The 17,421-nt window shown below is 63.7% G+C and carries 16 protein-coding genes; 1 reads left to right on the forward strand and 15 read right to left on the reverse strand.

Annotated elements, in window-relative coordinates:
• Nucleotides 1–101 precede the first annotated feature (101 nt).
• The 3 genes from KZO83_RS07170 to KZO83_RS07180 form a co-directional block, all read right to left on the reverse strand.
• Entirely contained in the window at nucleotides 102–1,115 is a 1,014-nt protein-coding gene (locus tag KZO83_RS07170; RefSeq protein ID WP_247620284.1) for a 2OG-Fe(II) oxygenase family protein, read from the reverse strand.
• 36 nt (nucleotides 1,116–1,151) lie between these two features.
• The gene (locus tag KZO83_RS07175; protein ID WP_247620285.1) at nucleotides 1,152–2,429 is read right to left on the reverse strand and encodes a M24 family metallopeptidase; all 1,278 of its coding nucleotides are present in this window, start codon (nucleotides 2,427–2,429) and stop codon (nucleotides 1,152–1,154) included.
• An 85-nt stretch (nucleotides 2,430–2,514) separates the two neighbouring features.
• Entirely contained in the window at nucleotides 2,515–3,447 is a 933-nt protein-coding gene (locus tag KZO83_RS07180; protein ID WP_247620286.1) for a HalD/BesD family halogenase, read from the reverse strand.
• Nucleotides 3,448–3,571: 124 nt separating this feature from the next.
• On the opposite strand from KZO83_RS07180, the gene KZO83_RS07185 reads away from it, so the two are divergent.
• Entirely contained in the window at nucleotides 3,572–4,468 is an 897-nt protein-coding gene (locus tag KZO83_RS07185; RefSeq protein ID WP_247620287.1) for a LysR family transcriptional regulator, read from the forward strand.
• Between the two features lie 276 nt (nucleotides 4,469–4,744).
• Here the strand turns inward: KZO83_RS07185 and KZO83_RS07190 are convergent, their stop codons facing one another.
• From KZO83_RS07190 to def, 12 genes are all read right to left on the reverse strand, one after another.
• A complete protein-coding gene (locus KZO83_RS07190) occupies nucleotides 4,745–5,458 on the reverse strand; it encodes a LysE family translocator (protein WP_247620288.1) in 714 nt (237 codons plus the stop codon).
• A 66-nt stretch (nucleotides 5,459–5,524) separates the two neighbouring features.
• Nucleotides 5,525–6,115: a SagB/ThcOx family dehydrogenase gene (locus KZO83_RS07195; RefSeq protein WP_247620289.1), complete on the reverse strand. Its 591-nt coding sequence runs from the start codon at nucleotides 6,113–6,115 to the stop codon at nucleotides 5,525–5,527.
• Between the two features lie 128 nt (nucleotides 6,116–6,243).
• Nucleotides 6,244–7,401, reverse strand: coding sequence for a GGDEF domain-containing protein (locus KZO83_RS07200; protein ID WP_247620290.1), 1,158 nt, complete (start codon nucleotides 7,399–7,401; stop codon nucleotides 6,244–6,246).
• 309 nt (nucleotides 7,402–7,710) lie between these two features.
• Complete coding sequence (locus tag KZO83_RS07205; protein ID WP_247620291.1) at nucleotides 7,711–8,925, reverse strand: TraB/GumN family protein; 1,215 nt, start codon at nucleotides 8,923–8,925, stop codon at nucleotides 7,711–7,713.
• Between the two features lie 109 nt (nucleotides 8,926–9,034).
• Complete coding sequence (sstT, locus tag KZO83_RS07210; RefSeq protein WP_247620292.1) at nucleotides 9,035–10,246, reverse strand: serine/threonine transporter SstT; 1,212 nt, start codon at nucleotides 10,244–10,246, stop codon at nucleotides 9,035–9,037.
• A 220-nt stretch (nucleotides 10,247–10,466) separates the two neighbouring features.
• Nucleotides 10,467–11,915 (reverse strand): TrkH family potassium uptake protein, encoded by a 1,449-nt coding sequence (locus tag KZO83_RS07215; RefSeq protein WP_247620293.1) that lies wholly within the window; start codon nucleotides 11,913–11,915, stop codon nucleotides 10,467–10,469.
• 46 nt (nucleotides 11,916–11,961) lie between these two features.
• Nucleotides 11,962–13,335, reverse strand: a complete 1,374-nt coding sequence (gene trkA / locus KZO83_RS07220) for a Trk system potassium transporter TrkA (protein WP_247620294.1) — start codon at nucleotides 13,333–13,335, stop codon at nucleotides 11,962–11,964.
• A gap of 100 nt (nucleotides 13,336–13,435) precedes the next feature.
• Entirely contained in the window at nucleotides 13,436–13,642 is a 207-nt protein-coding gene (locus tag KZO83_RS07225) for a dodecin (RefSeq protein ID WP_040242962.1), read from the reverse strand.
• A 36-nt stretch (nucleotides 13,643–13,678) separates the two neighbouring features.
• Nucleotides 13,679–14,326 (reverse strand): nicotinamidase, encoded by a 648-nt coding sequence (locus KZO83_RS07230; protein WP_247620295.1) that lies wholly within the window; start codon nucleotides 14,324–14,326, stop codon nucleotides 13,679–13,681.
• 82 nt (nucleotides 14,327–14,408) lie between these two features.
• The gene (gene rsmB, locus KZO83_RS07235; RefSeq protein WP_247620296.1) at nucleotides 14,409–15,725 is read right to left on the reverse strand and encodes a 16S rRNA (cytosine(967)-C(5))-methyltransferase RsmB; all 1,317 of its coding nucleotides are present in this window, start codon (nucleotides 15,723–15,725) and stop codon (nucleotides 14,409–14,411) included.
• On the reverse strand, nucleotides 15,722–16,696 hold the full coding sequence (gene fmt / locus KZO83_RS07240) for a methionyl-tRNA formyltransferase (protein ID WP_247620297.1): 975 nt from the start codon (nucleotides 16,694–16,696) through the stop codon (nucleotides 15,722–15,724). The genes rsmB and fmt overlap by 4 nt, the downstream gene beginning before the upstream one ends.
• Before the next feature lie 99 nt (nucleotides 16,697–16,795).
• A complete protein-coding gene (gene def / locus KZO83_RS07245; protein ID WP_040242959.1) occupies nucleotides 16,796–17,308 on the reverse strand; it encodes a peptide deformylase in 513 nt (170 codons plus the stop codon).
• Nucleotides 17,309–17,421 lie beyond the last annotated feature (113 nt).

Consider the following 17,421-nt stretch of genomic DNA (forward strand, 5'->3'; position numbering starts at 1 on the left):
TAGAAAAAAGCAAGCGTCTATAAAGCATTACCCGGTCAGGGTGGCGACATTGTCGTCGCGTCGTTCGGTCGCCGGGGACGTCCGGCGCTGCCGATTCAGTGTCAGTCTCGTGCGGCGGGCGCGCGTTCCAGCCCCTGGAATTCGACGAAGGCCTGCATGCGCTGCCATAGCCGGTCGCCGTAGACATAGCCGCCGTCGCCATCGGCGTTCGGGGCCTCGATGGTGGCCTCGACCGCGGGCTCGAAGAAAAACGGAATCGAGTGCCGCGAGCGTGTGCCGCCGACGATGCGGTGTTCCGTGGCCTGGATCCGCCCGCCGGACCAGTCCGACAGCAGGCGGCCGAAATTGACCACCAGGGCGTTGTCGCGCGGTGCGACGTCTTCCCAGTCGCCGCCGGGCGTTTGCACTTGCAGGCCGCCGACGCGGTCCTGCCAGAGCAGGGTGATGAAGCCGTTGTCGCAATGCGGCACGCCGACCATCCAGCGCCGTGCATCGCCTTCGCCATCGACGGCCGGCATGCTGGCCAGTGTCTCGGCGGGACGCTCGGGGTAATGAATCAAGCGTAGCGTTGAATTGCCGTTTTCGAAGGGCTGCATGAGCGTGTTACGCGGAATGCCGAGGCCTTCGGCGAGCGCCGCGGCGATTACGCCGCCCAGGGATTCCATCGCCGTGTAATAGGCGGCGACATCGTCCGACCAGCCCGGCAGGGACGCTGCCGGCGGCTGCGGCGTGGGCTCGCGCAGCGGATCGCCGCTCGCCGCGTCGGCGCGCTCGGGATGAGCGACATCCGCGCCGAGGTCGATGCCTTCCTTCCAGGTCGGGTCCTGGTTCTGCGGCGGGAAGTAGCCGCGGTACACATTGCGGTTGGCCGGTTCGAACTTGTGCCGCGCCAGGCGGTGCTTGGCGGTGGCATCGAGCTCGAAAAAGCGCAGCAGCCGTGCATGGATGTCATCGGGCAGATCCAGTTGCCCCGGCGCGATGCCCACGGTCATGAAGCCGGAATGGCAGGCGGCATCGACGATGGCTGCGACGCTATCGGCGTACGCGGGATCGTCGCCGCCGGCGCCACCGAGAAGTGGCGTGAGATCGATATGCGGGATCAATGTCTGGGTCATGGCGTTCGCTTCTGTCGGAATGAGACGGCTGGCCCCTCAGTCGGCCAGCAACCGCGCGTCGAGCGGATAGTCGGAGAGCAATTCGACCTGACCGTCGTCGCGAATGTAAAGCTGCTCCTCGAGCTTGACGCCTTCGCCACCGTCTTCGTGGCCGATGTAGCTCTCCACACACAGCGTCATGCCGGGTTGCATGATGCCGTCGTAGCCCTTGTCGTCGATGTCTTCGCGATGAACGATATACGGATATTCGCCGGTCATGCCGACACCATGCGCCAGCGCGAAATAGCGGCGCGCCTTGTAGGGCTGGGGAATCTGCCAGGCCTTCTCGGCGTATTCCTTGAATGACATGCCCGGTGCGATCAGGGCCATGTTATGGCGCACCTGGTCGAAAGCCATGCGATACAACTCGCGCTGGGTGGACGTCGCCTGGCCGTCGCCGCACAGGAAGGTCCGCGAGAAATCGGCGTAATAACCGTATCGGCCCACGACGTCGGTATCCAGTGCCACCAGCTCACCGTCCTGGATGACGCGGTTGGAACATTCCTGAAACCAGGGGTTGGTGCGCGGCCCGGAATTCATCAGCCGGGTTTCGACGTAGTCCGCATCGGTGGCGATGATGTGCTGGTGCAGCTGCGACCAGACCTCGTTCTCCGTGGCGCCGGGGCGAATCGTCGCTTCCAGCTTGCGGACTCCGTCCTCGACCGCGCGCAGTGAGCTGCGCACCATCTTGATCTCGTTGGGCACCTTGATGGCGCGTGCCCGTTCCAGCGGAATCTGGGCATCGCAGATCTGCCAGCCGCGTTCGCCTAGTGCGAAGGCGGCATGCGAGGTGGCGCTTTCGATGGCCACCTTGTCGCCCTTTTGGCCGCCGCATTGGCGTACCAGTTCGTCGATCTCGTCCGCCCACGCCTCGGTGGTCTGCTGAAGGTTATCTTCACAGAAGTAATAGGAGATCGCCGTCGCCGGGCGTGTTTCGTCGATGCCGGGCAAGCCCTCGGTCAAGTGACTGCAGCCGGAGAACTCGAACATCACCACTGGGCCTTCCGCCGGCACGAAGGCGTAACGCGCCGGGTTGCGCGCCGAGTAGACCTGCATGTTGCGCGCGCCGGTCGCGTAGCGCACATGGGTCGGATCGAACAGCACGGCGGCGACGATATCGCGTTTCTTCAGCTCGGCCCGGGTGCGGGCCAGGCGGTCGAGCAGAATCTGGCGGCTCTCGGCCTGCGTGGGCTCGCACTCGGCGGGATCGTGCGTCGGCGCCAGAATATCGGTGCCTTCCAGCAGGGAAGGCAGTGTGGATGACAAGCGGGTCATGGTCGTCGGTCCCGTCATGAAAGTGGAATCAGCGTGATTTATCTAGACAGAAATACCGAAACGCGCGGGAACGCAGGCGTTCCGATCAGTCGAGCAGTCCGTCGGCACGCTCTTCACGGCGCTTCTCCGCCTCGATGTGTGCTTCCGAGACCCGGCCGTAGAGCTGGCGCGTGCGCTCGAGACGCCCCACCACGCCGGGCTGTTGCGAATAGGCGAAGATCGCGGTGTGACGCTCGCGCTGGCCGCCGACGCGTGTCACGCGGTGCAGCGAGTAACGGCCCTTGAAGAGTTGCAGGTCGCCGGGACGCAGCAGCAGCGTGCGGGGCGTGGTGGTGTCCTCGCCGCGGATCACCGCGCCGACGCCGTCGTAGTTCTCGCCCGCCGGAGTGCGGATGTTGGGGCAATACTGGAACTCGCCGCCGCTGTCCGGTATGTCGGTCATCATCGTGACGATGTATTCGTTGGTATCGTAGTGCCAGGGTTGCTCGGTGCCCGGCGGAAGCACGTTCTGCACCAGGCCGGCGAACGGATCGGCATATTCATAGACCTCGTCCTCCTGCAGGCACTCGGCCACCAGGCGCTTCATCGCCGGCGAGACGTAAAGCTGCTGGATCACCGTATCCGCCGGAATCATGTCGCGGGTCACGAAGCCGCTGGTGCGCTCCATGAAATGCCGCCGGGGATCGCTCTCGGGGAGGCTTTCGTCGTCGCTGGTGAACCAAGCGTTGACGCGGCGGCTGGCGTAATAGCTCTTGGCCGAGAGTTCACGCCCCTCGTTGCGGGCCTGCTCCAATGCCTCGGGGCGCAGGAAACCGCGCAGCACGGCGCAGCCCTCGCGATCCAGATCCTCGCGCACCCGGGCGATCTCGGCCTGAAGGCGCGGATCGTCGACGTCATGCAGCGGGTAGCGGTCGGTGTCGACCAGTTCGCTCAGGTCGGTGCGCTCAGCATCGGCGAGCCGGCGCTGGGTCGGCTTGGCGTCGACGGCGGAGTCGATCGCGGCAGCGGTCGTCGGCATGGCAGGTGTCCTCTCGATCAGCAAGGTGTCAGGTAACGGGACGTTGCCGCCGTGAAGGTTGGGCGGCCCGTCGATGTCCTCTATGCTGGACAGAACCCTCCCATCAGTAAAACGAGTCATTTCAATGGCAGTCATCGGAAATGCCGATAGCACGGCGCTGGCCGCGCTGGACAGCGACCTGCTGCTGGCCTTCGTCACCGTGGCCGACAGCGGCGGTTTCACCGCCGCGGCGCGTTATCTGCACAAGACGCAGTCGACCATCAGCCTGCGCATCAGCACGCTCGAGTCACGCCTCGATACCTTGCTGATCGAGCGTGGCAGCCGTCGGCTCACGTTGACCGGCGATGGCGAGACCTTCCTCGTCTACGCGCGGCGCCTGCTGCAGCTGCAACGCGAGGCGATCGCGGCGCTGGGGCGTTCCCAGCCCGTGACGCTGCGCTTCGGCCTCCCCGAGGACTATGCCGATACCTGGTTGCCGGCCTTGCTCGAACGCTTCGGCGCCCGGCATCCCGACGTTCATGTGCATATTCACTGCCGCATGTCGACGGAACTGCTGGAACAATTGGAGAAAGGCTCGCTGGATATCGTGATGGCGGTGCAACACGCCGCGGACAGCGGAGGACGACCCGTGGCCACGGAGGACGTGGTCTGGGCGGCGCATCGGCGTTTTGTGCTCGACCCCGGGCGGCCGATTCCGCTGGCGCTGTTTCCGGAGCAGTGCATTTACCGGCGCCGGGCACTGGCCGCGCTGGCCGGCATCGGTCACGACTGGCAACTCGACTCTACCAGTCAGAGTCCGAGTGGTTTGCGCGTCATCGTCAATCAGGGCCAGACGCTGACCGTGACCGATCGCCGCTCGCTACCCGAGAACTGGCGAGCGCTGGGAGAAGAGGAGGGGCTGCCGTCGCTGCCCCCCGCCGTGATCGAAGTACACCGTTCCCCGAGCCTGACGCACCCCGCCTTCGACGATTTCGTCGCGCTGATCGACGAGGTGCTGGAGGAGAGCGTCGTGGTGGAGTGAAAGGTCAGGGCACTTTTGCTGGCTCAGGCCACAATCCTTGGACGTCAACGGGCTCCCCGTCGATGGATGCGACCACCACGTCGATTTGCGGCACACGCGAGAAAAATTGATGAGGTCCGGTGAAATCCAGGTGCGTTACGCCGGGGTAGATCGGTATGACGACACGTATCTTCGAGTCCACGATAGCTTCCTCTGTAGAACGGATTCGAGGTATAGATTAGCGTGAACCGTAATAGCCTAGAATGACTTGTTGCATCGAATCCTCTATCTCCCGGCTTAAGCTTGGCGTTTCGCCAACGCCAACCACCCGGCCAGGCTAACCATTAGCGAGCCGCTGATACCATCCAGCCAGCGTTGCCGGCTCAGACTGATGCGGCCGCGCCCGAGTAGATGTCCCGCGCCGGCATAGAGCAGCGCGCAAACGAACTCGATCAAGATATAAGCCAGCCCCGCCAGCATGATGGCCGGTGCGAACGAGACGCTATCGGCATGCAAAAACTGCGGCAGGAAGAGCGCAAACAGCACATATGCCTTGGGGTTGGAGAATGCGACCAGCGCTTCCCGGCGTAGCAGCGGCCAGGCCTGTGCGGCCTCGATGTTCTCGCTCGGCGCTACCGCTTTGGGCTTCCAGGCCGTTAGCAATGACCGCACTCCGAGATATGACAGATACGCCACGCCAATCCACTTGAGCACGTTGAAGAAGATCGCCGACGTTGCCAGCCAATGCCCCAGCCCTACGGCGACACCGATCACCATGAGCACGAAGGCCGCGAACCGCCCGCAGGCCGCCGTCATGGCAGGCGCGACACCGACATGGAAACCATTGGAAAGCGATAAGAGCTGATTGGCGCCAGGCGTTAAAGCCATGACTATGGACGCACCGATCAGTAGCGCCCAGTCGATGGAGGTAACCGCACCCGGGAACGCCTGTGTCATGACCACGATGATCAGCGCCATCAGGCCACTGCAGAATAATGGGACGCGGATCATGGTCACTCCTTCCTTGGTGGAAAACTGTCAGTGGCTCTCGGACATCGTTTATTCCGTCGGGACCCGTTACTGCTTAGCAGCCGGCCAACCGAAGCACAAATGGATTAGCGGCGTTACAGGCGCTTCGAGGGCCAGTGCTTCTAGCGTAGCCTCGTCGCGGAAACCGGCGACGAGCACGCTGCCCAGTCCCTCGGCCGTTGCCTGCAACTGAATGTTTTGAGCTGCGGCGCCTGCCTCGATCCAGGCGTAGCGTTGGCCGCGTGATCCATAGGGCGGTTGATCGGCGAATGTTTGGGTTGCGACGCTCATGTCGGCACAGATCGTGATAATGCCGGCCGCCTGGCCGATCCAGGGTTGATCCTCGAGTGCCGTGTGCTGGAGTGCCTCGCGTATGTCGTGGTCGAGGTGCGTTTTCAGCCTGCAGCTTTCGGGATCGAAGATGTAGGTCGCCGCGTCCAGGTCGCGAATGCGCCCGGCTATCGCTAACAGCTTGAGGGGGTAGAGAGAACTCGCCGAAGGCACGCTGCGTTTGCCATCGGCATGGGTAATTCCCTGAGCGGTCTTCAGCAGTCTGTCGAGGAGTGCGCGAGGAACCGTTTGCGGGCTGAAATCACGACAGCTATAACGCGACCGGATGGTGTGCTCGAACGAGGCCACATTTCTCTCCTTGGTTTGCATGGATTAGGCGATGTGCAGCTCTGCCCGAGGGTGATGCCGACAGTTCGGATCGTCCAAGACTAATAGCCGAATATGTCGGATCGCTAGGTCAGGGCACTTTTGCTGGCTCAGGCCTGCTCGGTCAGTTCCTGAAAGCATCCCTTGCCTTGCCGCTTGGCTTGGTAGAGGGATTGATCCGCCTGGGCGACCAGGCGCTCCAGACGGTCGCGATCCATGCCTCGCCAATCCTGGCAATGCACGAGTCCGATGCTCAGCCCTATTCCCGGATAGGCGTGCCCGATGTCGGCGATGGTGTCGACCAGTCGCTGCGCGATCATGCGACTCGCCTCTGGACCGGTGCCCGGCAGCAGAATCACGAATTCATCGCCGCCCCAGCGCGCGAGAATGTCGTCGTGGCGCAGGATCTCGCTCATGGCGGTGGCTACGTGGCGCAGAAGATCATCGCCTGCCATGTGGCCGTAGGTGTCGTTGATGTACTTGAAACCGTCGAGATCCGAAAAGAGCAGGCTGACGGGAAGTGGCGCGCGCCCCGGTCCACGAATCGACAGGGCCTCGCGGAACCAGCCTTCCCGGTTGAACAGCTCGGTCAGCGGGTCGAGGCTGGCCCGTCGCTGACTGTAATACTCGCCGAGCAGGGCTTGAATCGACATGTCGTCGAGAGCGCGAATGATCCTGTACAACCCCATCCAGAAGAAGGGACCTTGCAACACGAATATCCAGAACCAGGGTTCGGGCTGGAAGGGGACCGCGAGCTTGAGCGGTAGATCCAGTAGTAGGACCTGCAGCATGGCATAGCGAGGCGTGCCATGAGAAAAGCACGCGGCGAGGGAGGCAAAGACGACCATTGAGGGAATGACCAGCACTTGCAGGACGGTGTCGCCGCTGAGCAGGCAAAGCGCGGTTCCCAGCCCGGTCGTGGCACACCAGAGCAGGTTGACCAAGTAAATCTGGTCGGCGGGGTTGGCGATGCGTTGGCGCCATTGTTGCCGGATCTGATAATGCAGCCCAACTCGGTAAATCGTGAGCGTGAGGGTGACCAGAAACCAGAGCCAGAATAACGGTGTTGGATGACGATAGAGCCCGACCAGCGTGAGCAGGAGTGTCGAGAGCGTCCCGGACCACATGGTGGCTGTCTGAATATTGGGGCCCGAGATCAAGCGTCGCTGAATTTGTAGGGGCAGGCGTTCGTTGCAGAGAAGCCAGCGAAAGAAACGCCAGCTCGGAATGGAATACGTGTTGTGGTGCATGTAACGCTTGTCTGGCATACGGGCTGCCCTCATCGGTAAAACGGCCTTGCGTGGCGACGGGGCTACCGCATGCTGCAAAACGTCGCCGCTTTCGTCATCAAGGCCGAGCGTGCCTGCGTTATGTTCGAGACTCCAATAATTTTATCGGCAAGGAACGCGATTTTCGTAGGCCATGTCCGGATGATGCCTACGCGTTCGTCTAACCCGTGCATGCGCTTGTTGATGTGTTAGACGGAGCGGGGTGACTCATGGTGGATGACCGGCCGGCCATCGGCCGGTCGAGGTGCCCCGCGAGCAGTGCCTGTGGGCAATGGGGTGGAAGTGTCCTTACCCGAACAGTTGCCCGGCGATACGCAGCCCGGCGATCCAGGTGCCGGCGGCGGAACCCAGCGTGGCAAGCAAAAAGACCAGCAGCGTACGGGCGACACGGTTCTTCCACCAGCCGCGCGGTGAGCTGACGTCGCGGCGCAGGCGCGAGAAGTCACCCACCGTGGGGCGGCGCAGGGCCAGTTCGACGCCGGCGGCGACAAAACCGGCGCCGATGGTCGGGTTGAGCGACGTCAAGGGCGCGGCGATGAAGGTCGCGATGATGGTCAGTGGATGGGCCAGTGCAATGGCGGTGCCCAGTGCCGAGAGCGCGCCGTTGATCAGGAACCATTCACCGACCAGCGACCAGCCGAGGCCGGTATCGCGGGAAAAGCCGATGGCGAAGCCGGTCAGTACCAGCGCGACGATGACCCACGGCAGCACCTTCCAAAGCTTGGGGCGGGCCGGGGTGACTTCCAGTGAGCGCCGCTCCTCGTCGATGGCTTCGGCATCGGGCGGTTGTTGCCCCAGCGTTTGGAGATGCTCTCCCAGCCCCTTCATGTGACCGGCGCCGACGACCACCAGGATATGCCGTGGCGCTTTCCCGGCGACTTCCTCGCGTAGGCGCAGCGCCATGTAGCGATCGCGCTCGCGGATCAACGGCGTGTACAGCGACTCCGACTGTTCGGCGAACTCGGCGAAGGTCGATTCGAGTACATCGCCTTCCTTGAGGCGCTCGATCTCCTCGCTGGAGACTTTCTTGCGCGAGACCACGCTGCCCAGCAGCCCTGAAATCAGGCTCATGCGTTGCCACCAAGGCACGTTGTGATAGATGCGCTTGAGGGTCACGCCGATTTCGCGATCGACGAGATATAGCGGCAAGTCCGCACGCTGGGTCTCCTTGATCGCCATCTGCATCTCGGCCCCCGGCGTCACGCCGGACTGCTCGGCGACGCGTTGCTGGAAAGCACCCAGTGCGAGGCTGGCGGCGACCATGCCAGCCTTGCCCTGGCGCAGGACCTGGAAGAGATCCATCTTGGCCATGGCGTCGGGCTGAGTGGCGCTCTGGTGGCGCGTGGGGCACAACTCGATGGCGACGGCGTCGAAGTCGCCGGAGCGGATCAGCTCGCGGACCTCATCGGCGCTGGCGCGCGAGACGTGGGCGGTACCCAGGAGGGTATAACGGGTCTCGCCCTGATCGATGACCTGGCGAGGGCCGGCGGGAGTATCGGGCATGCGGCGTTTCGCTTCGGTGGCGGAAAAGCTCGATTATCCACGATGGCAGGGGGCGGGCCAAACCCGGCCCCGCTCGATGATGCGGCGAGCGGGGCGTCGAGTGCACGAATCAGCGCTTGGCACGGCACGCCGCGGCGGTGAACAACACGTCGGTGGACGAGTTCAACGCGGTCTCCGTGGCGTCCTGCACGACGCTGATGACGAAGCCGATGGCGACGACCTGCATGGCCACGTCATTGGATATGCCGAAGAGGCTGGCGGCCATCGGGATGAGCAGCAGAGAACCGCCGGCTACACCGGAAACGCCGCAGGCAGCGAGCGAGGCGACGATACACAGCAACAGGGCCGAGGCGAAGTCTACGCCGATCCCTAAGGTATGGGCGGCTGCCAAGGTGATCACCGAGATGGTGATGGCGGCGCCGGCCATGTTGATGGTCGCGCCTAGCGGAATCGAGATCGAATAGGTGTCGGCGTCCAGGTCGAGGCGCTCGCAAAGCTCCATATTGACGGGAATGTTGGCGGCGCTGCTGCGTGTGAAAAACGCCGTGATGGCACTGCCACGTAGGCAAGCGAACACCAGTGGGTAGGGGTTGCGTCGGGTGGCCAGGAACACGATCAAGGGATTGGTGATCAATGCCACGAATACCATGCAGCCGACGATGACGGCGAGCAGGTGGGCGTAGTCGAGCAGGGCATTCATGCCGGTATCCGCGAGCGTGCCTGCGACCAGCCCGAAGATGCCCAGCGGTGCGCAGCGGATCACCAAGCGTACGATGTTGGAGACAGCATCGGAAAAGGCGTTGAGCATCCCGAGCGTGGTCTCCGAGGAGCCGCGCAGCATCATGCCCAGCCCGATCGCCCAGGCCAGAATACCCACGAAGTTGGCATTCATCAGCGCATGGATGGGATTGTCCACGACGTTGAGCAGCAGGTTGCGCAGGATCTCGGCGATACCGCCCGGCGGTTCGCCGCTCGCCTGGGGCGCGTCGATGATCAACGTGGTGGGAAGTGCGAAACTGGCGACGACGGCCACCAAGGCAGCGCACAGGGTGCCGACCACGTATAGCAGCAGCACGCCGCGAATATGCGTGGGCTGACCGCGGCGATGATTGGCAATGGCCGCCATGACCAGCAGGAAAACCAGCACTGGTGCCACTGCTTTCAGGGCGGAGATGAACACCTCACCCAGAAGCGATATCGAGGTGGCGACATCGGGCCAGGTGGTGGCCACGACGATGCCAAGCACGATACCGATGATGATTTGTGGGATGAGCCCTAGGCGGGCTACCGCACGTATAGGGCTTGCGAGGCTGGTAGACATGACGCTTTCTCGAGGCTGAATAACGGATAAAGGCCCGTCGCGGTGGGCCGGGAAGCGCGCATGGTAGCATTGCCACCATCGCGATACCCGACGAATCGGCCTCGTTGTTCTTAGTCTTTAGTGAAGAGAGGGTGTGAAATGTCGCCCTTCTAGCATGAATAGTGGGGATTTCGACAATTCATGGTGAATAGTAATTCATGGTGAAGAGTGCCGTATTGGCTCAGCGTCGCCAGAAGGCGGGCGTGAACAGCACCAGGATGGTGAAGATTTCCAGGCGCCCAAACATCATCGCCATCACCAGGGTCCACTTGGCGAGATCCGGCATGTCACCGTAGTGTGTGGCCACGCCGCCCAGCCCTGGGCCTAGGTTGTTGAGGGCCGAGCCCACCGCCGACCAAGCCGTCACCTGATCCAACCCGGTGGCGAGCAGAATCAACAGCATCAGCACGAAAAGCAGCATATAGGCGGAGAAGAATCCCCATACCGCTTCGGCCACCCCCCCGGAGATACGCATCTTGCCGACCTTGACCGAAAACACCGCATTGGGGTGAATCAGGCGGTGAATCTCGCGCAGGCCCTGTTTGAGGATCAACAGGATGCGGATCACCTTCATGCCCCCGCCGGCGGAGCCTGAGCAGGCACCGACGAAAGCGGCGATGAACAGCATGAACGGCAAAACCCCCGGCCACGCAGTGAAGTCGGCGACCCCGAAACCGGTGGTGGTAGCCACCGACACCACCTCGAACAAGCCATGGCGCAATCCCAGGGTGTCGTCGTAGGTACCGCTCAGCATGAGCGTGGCGATGGTGACGCTGACCAGCAGCGCGAGGAAGATCACGAAAAAGCGGAATTCGGGATCGAGCAAATAATGGCTCAGACGCTTCTCGCGCCACACCGCGAAGTGGAGCCCGAAGCTCAGCGACGAGACGATCATGAAGAACACGCAAATCAGCTCGATGGTCGCGCTGTCGAAATAACCGATGCTGGCGTCGTGGGTCGAGAAGCCACCGACGGCGACGGTCGAGAAGCTGTGCCCGATGGCGTCGAACCAGCTCATGCCCGCCAGCCAATACGCCAAGAAACACGTCAGGGTCAGGGCGGCATAGATGTACCACAGGGCCTTGGCGGTTTCGGTGATACGCGGCGTCAGCTTGGAGTCCTTGAGCGGTCCGGGAATCTCGGTGCGGTAAAGCTGCATGCCACCGATGCCCAGCGTCGGCAGGATCGCCACCGCCAGCACTACGATCCCCATGCCGCCTAGCCATTGCAGCTGCTGGCGATAGAAGCGGATCGACTCGGGCAGCAGGTCGATGCCGGTGAGGATGGTGGCACCGGTAGTGGTGAGGCCGGAAAACGATTCGAATACGGCGTCGGTGAACGATAGTGACGGGTCTGCGGCAAGCATCAGCGGCAGCGAACCGAACAGCCCCAGTACGCTCCAGAACATCACGGTGATCAAAAAACCATCGCGGGTACGCAGTTCGCGGCGCGCATTGCGCGCAGGCCAGTAAAGCAGCGCTCCGGTAAGGAAGGTGATGCCTAGCCCGATGACGAAGGCATCCCAGGTGGCGTCGTCGAAAATCAACGAAATCACCACCGGTGGCACCATGGTCAGGCTGAACAGCATGAGCAATAGCCCGACGATCCTCAGGATCACCAGAAAGCTCATGGTAGTCGCCTTGTAGAAACGGAAGCCGTGGGTAACCGGTTACTCATCAGAAGAACGTCAGCCCTACCTGGAAAAGGCGTTCGACGTCGCGGATGCGGCGCTTGTCGATGACGAAGAGAATCACGTGGTCGCCGCTTTCCACCACGACATCGTCGTGGGCGATGAGGACCTCCTTACCGCGCACGATAGCGCCGATGGTGGTGCCGTTGGGCAAGTCGATCTCGTCGATGGTGCGTCCCACCACCTTGGAGGAACGCGAATCGCCGTGGGCGATGGCCTCGATGGCCTCGGCGGCACCACGCCGCAGTGAGTGCACGTTGACGATGTCGCCGCGCCGCACATGCGTGAGCAAACCACCGATGGTGGCCTGCTGCGGCGAGATGGCGATATCGATCTCGCCGCCCTGGACGAGATCCACGTAGGCGGCATTGTTGATCAGCGTCAGTACTTTCTTGGCCCCCAGGCGTTTGGCCAGCATCGACGACATGATGTTGACCTCGTCATCGTTGGTCAGCGCGCAGAAAATATCGCAGTCCTCGATGTTCTCTTCCAGCAACAAGCGCTTGCTGGTCGCGCTGCCGTGCAGGACCACGGTGCGGTCGAGACGTTCCGAGAGCACCGTGCAGCGTTCCAGCTCATGCTCGATGATTTTCACCTGATGGCTGTGCTCGAGCGTCTCGGCAAGGCGTTCGCCGATGTTGCCGCCACCGGCGATGATTACCCGACGGAAGTCACGGTCGACCTTGCGCAACTCGCTCATCACCGCGCGAATATCCTTGCGCGCGGCGATGAAGAACACCTCGTCGTCGGCCTCGATGACGGTGTCGCCGTGAGGAATGAGTGCTCGGTTGCGGCGGTAGATCGCCGCCACGCGGGTATCCACGTTGGGCATGTGACGGCGCAGGAAGCCCAGTTCCTGACCCACCAACGGTCCACCGTAGTAAGCCTTGACCGCCACCAACTGGGCTAGGCTGCCGGCGAAGTCGAGCACCTGCAGGGCGCCGGGATATTCGATCAAGCGGCGAATATGGTCGGTAACGACCTGTTCGGGACTGATCAGCACATCGACGGGAATCGCATCGTGGGAAAACAGCCCCTTGCGCGTCAGATAGGCGGTGGCGCGGACGCGGGCGATCTTGGTCGGCGTGCGAAACAGCGTATGCGCGACCTGGCAGGCGATCATGTTGACTTCGTCGGAGTTGGTCACCGCGATCAGCATGTCGGCGTCCTCGCCCCCGGCCTGGCGTAGCACCATGGGGTAGGAGGCCGTGCCGACGACCGTGCGGATATCCAGACGGTTGTGCAGCTCGCGCAGACGCTTGGTATCGATATCGACGACGGTGATGTCGTTTTCTTCGCTGGCCAGGTGTTCGGCCAGTGTGCCGCCGACCTGGCCGGCGCCGAGTATGATGATCTTCATGCGAGGGAATCCGCGCTCAATGACTGGCGCGTAGCATAAACCAGGCGGCGCCTCCAATGACAGGGGCGCCAAGGCGTCGTGCCATGGCGCCCGGTGACGTTCAATCGAGGGCTAGGCCAACCTTGAGCGTGACCTGCCAGTGGCCCACGCGTCCGTCCTCGAGATGGCCGCGAGTATCGGTGATCTCGAACCAGCGCATGCCGTGCAGCGTCTCGCGGGCCTTTTCCAAAGCATTGTTCACGGCTTGCTCGATGCCGTGCGGCGAGGAGCCGGTCAGCTCGATGTGCTTGTAGACGTGATCGCTCATGGCGTTCTCCTTACGCTTGTCGTGCGATGGGTTGGCTCAAGCGCCGATGATCTCGACGCCGAGCCGAGTGAGACGCTGCCGCGTGGCGGCGTCCGTGTCGTGGGTGACCGGGCGAGTCAGCGGCCACAGAAAGCATGTCTTGAACCCCGCGGCGACGGCATCCTCGGCGCTCCACAACACGCATACGTCACGCGCCAGGCCGCAGAGATAGACGCTGTCGACGCCGCGTTCGCGTAGCCAACCGGCTAGCCCCGTGGTGGGGCGTGTGCCATCGGGCGCCAGGTTGTTGCGAAAGGCGCTGTAGGAATCGATACGGGGGTCGCATCCCTTGCGCACGATGAGATCCACCGGTGCCCAGTCGAGCTCGGGATGCAGCCGGGCGCCGGGTGTGTTCTGCACGCAGTGATCGGGCCACAGGGTCTGCGGCTCGCCGTAGAGGTCGAGAGTGTCGAAGGGTTGATAGCCCGCATGCTCGCTGGCGAAAGAGACGTGCCGAGCGGGATGCCAGTCCTGGGTCGCCACGACGTGCGCGAATCGTCGCTCGCTGAGCAATTGGCTCAACCCCGGCAGGATGGCATCGCCATCGGCGCAGGCTAGCGCCCCGCCAGGCATGAAGTCGCCTTGCACGTCGACGACGAGCAGGGCACAACGCGTATCGATGATCTCGAGGGCATCCTGCAACACGAGGGCTCCACACGTGGGTGAGATACCCTCAGTATCGAAGTCTCCGGCGCCCCTGGCAAGGGGCGCCGATGGGGGGGGCGGGTTACGTGGACTGCTTGCGCAAACGGGCGTAGAAGAAGCCATCGTGGCCGTCGATGCGTGGCAGAAGCTGGCGTCCGGCGCCGGCGGGGCGGCCCCAGTCGACGTCGAGTTTGTCGGCGCTGGCGTCCGGGGTGCGGGCAAGGAAGGCCGCGACCTGATCCACATTCTCTTCGGGCATTACCGAGCAGGTGGCATAGAGCAACGTGCCGCCAGGGGCGAGGGTGGTCCACAGCGTGTCGAGCAGGCGGGCCTGCAGCGCGGCGAGTTCGCGGATATCGTTGGGACGACGCAGGCGCTTGATATCCGGGTGGCGACGAATGACACCAGTGCCCGAGCAGGGCGCGTCGAGCAGCACGGCATCGAAAGTGTGTTCATCCCACCACTCGAGGCGGCTGGCGTCGGCGGTCAACGTGGTGGCCTCGAGCCCGAGGCGCGCCAGGGTGGCGTCGACGCGGCTGAGTCGCTCGGCATCGCTATCCAACGCGGTGAGTTCGAGATCGAAGGCTTCGAGCAGGTGCGCGGTCTTGCCGCCGGGAGCGCTGCAGGCATCCAGCACACGAGCGCCGGGCGTCGTGGCCAGAGCCGGTGCGAGTAATGGTGCGGTCAACTGGGCGGCCTCGTCCTGCACGCTCACCGCGCCCTCACTGAAGCCGGGTAGGGCGCGAACGTCGCAGGCTTCGTGCAAGGTCACGCCATCCGGCGCGTACGGCGTAGGGTCGGCGGCCAGCCCGGCATCCCGCAAGCGGGCCAAGTACGTTTCGCGATCTACGTGGCGACGATTGACGCGCAGGGTCATGGGGCCGGGCTGATTGTTGGCCTTGGCCAGCTCGCGCCAGTCGTCGGGCCAGGCCTCGCGCCAACGCGTGAGCATCCATTCGGGATGCAGCAGCGCGATGCTCGGGTCACGATCGACCTGCGCTTGAAGCGTCTGAGTATCGCGCTGAAAGCGGCGCAGGCAGCCATTGAGCACACGCGTGGCCCAGCCCTTGCCCAGCGCGCGGGCGGCCCCGGCGGTTTCCCCCACGGCGGCGTGCGCGGGGACACGCATGTACAAGAGCTGATAGAGGCCGAGCAACAACAACGCCTGGATGTCCTGGTCGCGGCGCTTGAAGGACTGGCGCAGTAGAATCTTGGACAGCGCCTCGAGGCGCGGCAACGTGCGGCAGACACCGAAACACAGCGCCTTGGCCAGGCCGCGATCGCGACCCTCGACGCCAGCGGATTCCAAGATGCTATCGAGCGCGTTCAGCGATCCCTTGCCGTCGAGCACGGGGGCCAGAGCGGAGGCGCAGACGGCGCGAATGTCCGGTGTGCTCATGAGGTGGTCTCCTGACCCAGTAGCTGTCCCGGAGCAAAGCGCTCGCCACGGGCGTTGAGCAGATCGCGCACCGCGAGCGGCTTGCCGCCGGGCAGTTGGGCGCGGGTGATGCGCAGCACCTGGGTGCCATCGGGGCCGCAGGCGATGCGCAGCGCATCCGGGGCGCTCTCCAGCAGGGTGCCGGGGGCCGTGGCGGTATCGGACTCAGCGTCGGGCTCGGCCAGCCACAGGCGCAGTGTGTCGCCCGCGAGGCGCGTCCAGGCCACGGGCCAGGGGTTGAAGGCACGCACACGGGTGGCGAGTTCGGCGGCGGGGCACGTGAAATCGAGCTCGGCCTCGGCCTTGCTGAGCTTGGTGGCGTAGGTGATGCCCTCTGCCGGTTGGGGGGTCGCTGTCAGGCCCGTGTCCGCCAGGGCATCGAGCGCCTCGACGATGGCCTTTCCGCCCAATGTGGCAAGGCGGTCGTGCAGCTCGCCGCTGGTGGTCGTCGCGGTGATCGGCGTGTCGCGTACCAGCAGCATGTCGCCGGTATCGAGGCCGGCGTCCATCTGCATGATGGTCACTCCGCTACGCGTGTCGCCGGCTTCGATGGCGCGCTGAATGGGCGCCGCGCCGCGCCAACGGGGCAACAGCGAGGCATGCACGTTGAGGCAACCCAGGCGCGGGATATCCAGTACTGCTTGCGGGAGTATCAATCCATAGGCGACCACGACCAGTACGTCGGCGTTGTCATCGGTGAGTGCCTGACGGGCGACGGGGTCCTTGAGCGTGGTCGGCTGATGGACGGGCAGCGCGTGTTCGAGCGCCAGTGCCTTGACCGGGCTGGGCGTGAGCTTGCGCCCGCGTCCCGCGCCACGGTCGGGCTGGGTATGCACCGAGACCACTTCGTGGCGGCTTTCGAGCAGCGCCGCGAGGCTGGCGGCGGCGAAATCGGGCGTGCCGGCGAATGCGACGCGCAGAGACTGGGACATCGGGCGGACTTCCGTAACGGCTTGCGGGACCTGGATGAATGCCACGGACCGGCAAGTGCCGGCCCGTTTGGCGAGTGCGAGGCGAGAGGGGGCGTAGCCTCAGGCGTCCTGCATGGCCTTGTGGCGTTTCTGCATCTTTTTCATGATTCGGTCGCGCTTGAGCGGCGAGAGATAGTCGACGAACAGCGTGCCTTCGAGATGATCGCACTCATGCTGGATGCAGTGGGCGAGCAGGCCATCGGCCTCCAATTCGTAAGGCGTGCCATCGCGATCCAGCGCCTTGAGCGATACCCGCAACGCACGCGGCACCTCGGCGTAATGGTCGGGAATCGACAAGCAGCCTTCCTGCATGGGCTCGCGCTCGTCACCCAGGGGGGTGTATTCGGGGTTGATCAGTACGCGGGGCTGCGAGCGATCGTCACTGACATCCATGACGATGACGCGGCGGTGCACGTCGACCTGGGTCGCGGCCAGGCCGATGCCCTGGGCGTCGTACATGGTGTCGAGCATGTCGTCGACCAGCGTACGGATCTCGTCGTCGACGGTCTCGACGGGCGCCGCCTTGTTGCGCAGGCGTCCATCGGGAAATTCGAGAATGGTCAGCTTGGCCATGGCGTTAAGAAAACCGTTATGCTGTCACGTGAAATTTGTCCGCTAGTGTAATGCGCCGCTGGCGGGAACGGAACCGAAAGGACGCCGATGCCCCCGATAGCGAATCACTAGGC

It is taken from the genome of Chromohalobacter moromii, assembly GCF_023091865.1.
Lineage (GTDB): Bacteria > Pseudomonadota > Gammaproteobacteria > Pseudomonadales > Halomonadaceae > Chromohalobacter > Chromohalobacter moromii.

Bases quoted from the DNA above. Each gene is read 5' to 3' on its own strand.
- KZO83_RS07170 (WP_247620284.1), bottom strand. From the start codon at position 1,115: ATGACCCAGACATTGATCCCGCATATCGATCTCACGCCACTTCTCGGT.
- KZO83_RS07175 (WP_247620285.1), bottom strand. From the start codon at position 2,429: ATGACCCGCTTGTCATCCACACTGCCTTCCCTGCTGGAAGGCACCGAT.
- KZO83_RS07180 (WP_247620286.1), bottom strand. From the start codon at position 3,447: ATGCCGACGACCGCTGCCGCGATCGACTCCGCCGTCGACGCCAAGCCG.
- KZO83_RS07185 (WP_247620287.1), top strand. From the start codon at position 3,572: ATGGCAGTCATCGGAAATGCCGATAGCACGGCGCTGGCCGCGCTGGAC.
- KZO83_RS07190 (WP_247620288.1), bottom strand. From the start codon at position 5,458: ATGATCCGCGTCCCATTATTCTGCAGTGGCCTGATGGCGCTGATCATC.
- KZO83_RS07200 (WP_247620290.1), bottom strand. From the start codon at position 7,401: ATGCCAGACAAGCGTTACATGCACCACAACACGTATTCCATTCCGAGC.
- KZO83_RS07205 (WP_247620291.1), bottom strand. From the start codon at position 8,925: ATGCCCGATACTCCCGCCGGCCCTCGCCAGGTCATCGATCAGGGCGAG.
- sstT (WP_247620292.1), bottom strand. From the start codon at position 10,246: ATGTCTACCAGCCTCGCAAGCCCTATACGTGCGGTAGCCCGCCTAGGG.
- KZO83_RS07215 (WP_247620293.1), bottom strand. From the start codon at position 11,915: ATGAGCTTTCTGGTGATCCTGAGGATCGTCGGGCTATTGCTCATGCTG.
- trkA (WP_247620294.1), bottom strand. From the start codon at position 13,335: ATGAAGATCATCATACTCGGCGCCGGCCAGGTCGGCGGCACACTGGCC.
- KZO83_RS07225 (WP_040242962.1), bottom strand. From the start codon at position 13,642: ATGAGCGATCACGTCTACAAGCACATCGAGCTGACCGGCTCCTCGCCG.
- rsmB (WP_247620296.1), bottom strand. From the start codon at position 15,725: ATGAGCACACCGGACATTCGCGCCGTCTGCGCCTCCGCTCTGGCCCCC.
- fmt (WP_247620297.1), bottom strand. From the start codon at position 16,696: ATGTCCCAGTCTCTGCGCGTCGCATTCGCCGGCACGCCCGATTTCGCC.
- def (WP_040242959.1), bottom strand. From the start codon at position 17,308: ATGGCCAAGCTGACCATTCTCGAATTTCCCGATGGACGCCTGCGCAAC.